General features: G+C 68.8%; 2 protein-coding genes. One reads left to right on the forward strand and one right to left on the reverse strand.

Annotated elements, in window-relative coordinates:
• On the forward strand, positions 1-1,394 hold a 1,394-nt coding region (locus VJ976_RS01805), incomplete at its 5' end, for a hypothetical protein (protein WP_324098324.1).
• 9 nt (positions 1,395-1,403) lie between these two features.
• On the opposite strand, the gene heR is transcribed toward VJ976_RS01805, so the two are convergent.
• The gene (gene heR, locus VJ976_RS01810; RefSeq protein ID WP_324098326.1) at positions 1,404-2,195 is read right to left on the reverse strand and encodes a heliorhodopsin HeR; all 792 of its coding nucleotides are present in this window, start codon (positions 2,193-2,195) and stop codon (positions 1,404-1,406) included.
• Positions 2,196-2,518: the final 323 nt, after the last annotated feature.

Consider the following 2,518-nt stretch of genomic DNA (forward strand, 5'->3'; position numbering starts at 1 on the left):
GCAGCCAGGAGCGTTACCTGGCCGAGGCCGAGCCGGGCAGCGTGCCCCAGGCGTCGATCTGGGTGCACCGGTTCTATGACGTGTCCGCCGAGAGCCTGACGACCCAGGCAGCGACGCTGTCGGGTGACGAGAACTCCCCGCTGCGTCACCGCGAGTTCGACCTCGAGAGCGCCGCGGTCTCGCTCCTCGAGCTCATCACGAACGTGAAGCGGGCCACCGGGGCCCCGCGGGTGCACCTGGTGGCGCACTCGATGGGTGGGCTGATCTGTCGTTGCCTGATCCAGAAGGTGCTGCCCGACCGCGGTGAGCACGGGCTGGACCACATCGATCGGCTCTTCACCTACGGCACCCCGCACGGCGGCATCCACTTCGACATCGGAGGGGGTCTCTTCGAACGCATTCGCGACGCGGTCGACATCAACGGCGCGAGCATCTTCGGGCCGGAGCGCATGTACGCCTACCTGACCCCCGAGGCGGGTCGGGCCGACCGCGTGCCCGACGGCTGGGTCGCCAACCGCATCCCGCCGGAGCTGTTCCCCGGTGACCGGGTCTTCTGCCTGGTCGGCACGAACCCCGCGGACTACGACGTGGCGTTCGGTCTGTCGTCGAAGGCGGTGGGCCCCAAGAGCGATGGCCTGGTGCAGATCGAGTCCGCGTACCTCAAGGGCGCCAACTTCGCGTTCGTGCACCGCAGCCACTCGGGACGGTACGGGTTGGTCAACTCCGAGGAGGGCTACCAGAACCTGCGTCGGTTCCTGTTCGGGGACCTGAGCGTCAGCGCGGACCTCGTGAACTACACACTGCCCGGCGAGCCGGACGCGGGGATGACGTGGCAGGCAGACGTCAGGCTGTCGGTGCGCGGGATGCCGATCGTGATGCACGAGCAGGTCGCCGCGCACCAGTGCCCGGTCCAGCTGGAGTGGTCTGGCGACCAGGACAGCGCCGGTAAGCCGACCCCGCTGGTGACGACGTTCCTGTCCTCGGGTGAGAGCCGCCCGGGGACGGCGACCATGCGCTACCTGCTGCAGTTCCGGATTCTGTCGCTGCGCGAGCGGGGCGGCATCTTCTCCTTCGGCGACCACCTCGAGCAGTCGGCCGACTTCGACGACATGCTGGTCGTCGACATCGAGCCGGCCCGCCCGGGCGAGAGCCCGCGCGGGTGGGCGGCCTGGGCCTCGGAGATCAAGGAGCCATTGCGCGACTACGCTCCGAGCGACGCCCAGCTGATGACCGACGAGGAGCCTGCCGAGGGCGCATGGCTTGCCCATATCGAGCTGCCACAGCGCAGCGCGGCCTTCCTCGGCCCCGACGCCCGCATCCAGCTCACAGTCACCCCGACCGAGACGGACCCGTCGACCTCCGCCACGCGCGGCGGTTCGGGTTTCCGCGACTGACGTCGGGCATCATCCGGCCAGCGAACCGGCGAAGATCTGCCAGGCCAGGGCGGACTTGGCCACCAGGCTGAGCACCAGGTAGGCCTTCTCGCCGAACGCGTAGCTCGCCCAGGGTCCCACCCCCTTGTACTGCAGCCACTGGTTCAGCCCGAAGCTGGAGAAGAAGACGAACAACGAGATGAAGATCCCGTAGACGAACCCGGGCACGGAGTCGGCGGCGACGAGGTTGTAGGCGATGGCCAGCCACGGGAAGAGGCCCGCGGCGGTGCCGAACCAGAACGGCAGCATGGTCACCGTGCGACGGCCCGGCGGGTTCATCGACTCCTGCAGCCAGCCGAACCAGATCATCGCCGCGTTGGCGCCGATGATGGCCAGGATCGCGCTGATCCCGGTGATCCCGTTGTAGAAGGCGATGAGCAGCAACATGATCGTCGCGCTGACGGAGTACTCGACCCAGCGAAAGCGGTTGATGCCTTGGCGCAGGTCACGTTCGTAGGTGACCCGGGCGACGGTCGCAGTGACCAGGTGGTCCAGCGCGGCCAACCCCAGGAACGCGGCGATGGCCCACCCGATCCGCACGTCGAAGAGCTCCTCCGGGGCGGGTAGCGGGGTGCCGGGCGGCCCGGCGGGAAGGGTCCGGGTCACGGCGATCGCGAAGTCGGTGGCCAGCACGACCACCACGACGGCCTGCGCGGCGTGCAGCACCGCGAGCCCCAGGTTCCAGCGCCGCAGGGTGCGGAAGGACTGGCGGTTCACGCCGACGGCGCTCTGCGCGATGTCGTGGCCTTCGTCCGAGCTCATCGACCAGCCATATCACGCTGCGACGGCGCTCATCGAGCGCAGCACGCGTGCTGCTGCCTGGACGACAGGCGCAACGTGGTGTGGGATAGACAAACACAGGCGGGGTGGGAGCTGGGTCACGCCGATCACGATCCGTAGGGGTCGACCTGACATCACACCCGCAGGAGACGGGTATCCCCCTGACGTGGTCCCACTACTCCCAGCAGCGGGCACTGACGCCGGACAAGAACGGCCGGTCCTGGGGGTCGGTCGACGCGTGGGCCCGCAGGTGGGGATTCGGGCCGGCAGGTCATACCCGCACGCACACGAACAAGACCACCCTG

The sequence above is a fragment of the Ornithinimicrobium sp. genome, from assembly GCF_035267225.1.
Taxonomy (GTDB): domain Bacteria; phylum Actinomycetota; class Actinomycetes; order Actinomycetales; family Dermatophilaceae; genus Ornithinicoccus.

Bases quoted from the DNA above. Each gene is read 5' to 3' on its own strand.
- heR (WP_324098326.1), bottom strand. From the start codon at position 2,195: ATGAGCTCGGACGAAGGCCACGACATCGCGCAGAGCGCCGTCGGCGTG.